Annotated in this window: 1 protein-coding gene; it reads right to left on the bottom strand. The window is 33.8% G+C overall.

Annotated features, from left to right (window positions below):
- Positions 1-1,315, bottom strand: a 1,315-nt coding sequence (locus tag CSUIS19073_RS08200; protein WP_337214415.1) for a hypothetical protein, incomplete at its 3' end; no start/stop codon positions are given.
- Positions 1,316-1,571 lie beyond the last annotated feature (256 nt).

Below are 1,571 nucleotides of genomic sequence, written 5' to 3'. Positions count from 1 at the left end.
CTTTTAGGGCTGGGTTGTTTGGGTTTTCCTCAATTCTAGAGTGGAGATTACCACCTTCTACTAGACTTGCTGTTTGTATAGCAGATTTGACTGCTTGATTGTCTTGGTTTATTCCATCTTGGATTTTTTTGATATTGCGGTTTAGCTCTATAGTCATTATGCCTATCTCATCTTCAGCTTTTGGTTGTAGATATGCTGGTGGAGTTTTGCTCTCGTGATTTAGGAATTTAAAGAAGCCAAATAGTAGATTTGATATACTTTGGATTCTTCGGACTACACCTACATTTATGTAGTAAAATACAAATAGAGCGATGATAATTGAAGTTATGATAACGCCAATTATGATATCAAATATTATCTCTCTAACTGGTGCTAAAACTGAGCTTTCTGGAACAGCTGCGACAACGCCAAATGTAGTGCTACCCCTTGCAATTGAGATTGTTTTTAGGGCGGCTAAATTTTTCACGCCTGATACTGAGTAGTACTCAAATATTCCTGAATCTCTATTTTTTATCGCTTGTATAATTTGGATTGCGCTAGCGTCTTTATTGATAGATTGTAGATTGCTTCCTATATATTTAGCATCTCTATCTACAGCTACAACTCCGTTGCTATTTATTACAAAAATTTGAGTTCCTTCGAATATTCTACGATCTGGACTATTCATTTCTGCTGAAATACTTCGTAAATCTGCTAGGAGGCCTAGGACTGCTATTACTTGACCATTTTTATCTTTTAAAGGGATATTCATACTAAGGACAGCTTTTGCTGAGTTTTCTATATTTAGTATAACTGGATTGCCTATGGCTACTTTGCCTGTGCGGATAGCTGTATTTAGCCCCTCTAGATTATTTATATTATTATCTGCTTGAATAGTTCTCATACCGCCTACACCAAGTAGATCATCATCTGTTTGTAGGATTAGTAATTTAGAGTTATTTAGCTTAAATTTGGGATTTTGTATATTATCTGTGTAGTATGGGTCAAGTATGTATAAGTAGCCATACAATGCCTCTCCAGCAGAATCTATAGTTCCTATTAGCTCATTTTCTAACTCTCTTTCACTAGCTCTTGATTGCAAGAGTTTCTCAAAGTGCTTTGCATTGCTCTCTATGGCTACATATATTTGAGACAAGAATGAATCGGCTAAATTCGAATCGCTATCAGATATGCTCTCTAAAAGCTTTTTAGCCTCATGGGTTTGAATGTTTGAGGTAATAGATATAATTACCCAACTCATAATTGCTAGACAAAATACCACTATAGATACTATAGAGGCGATAGTCTTTGTGCCAAGTTTAAGTTTGCTAAACATGATTAGCCTTTCACTGTAAAATAAGAATATTTCACGCAAATGCTTAAAAGGCAGTGGGAAATAGACTAAAATTAAAAATAGGCGTAATTATAAAAAAAAAAAATGAATTTTGGCTTAAAAAGTTTAGTATATAAGTAAATTTAATATTAATATATTTTTGTTTATTTTTATTTATTTTTTGCGGAATTTGGTGGTAAAGCTGGGTTTGGCTCCATTGCGAAATTAAAATTTGCCGTGCGAAGTAAAAAATAAAAAA

The organism is Campylobacter sp. RM19073, assembly GCF_024723495.1.
Taxonomy (GTDB): Bacteria; Campylobacterota; Campylobacteria; order Campylobacterales; family Campylobacteraceae; genus Campylobacter; species Campylobacter porcelli.
The sequence above is the reverse complement of the archived record's forward strand: the minus strand, read 5'-3'. Positions and strand labels throughout refer to the sequence as shown.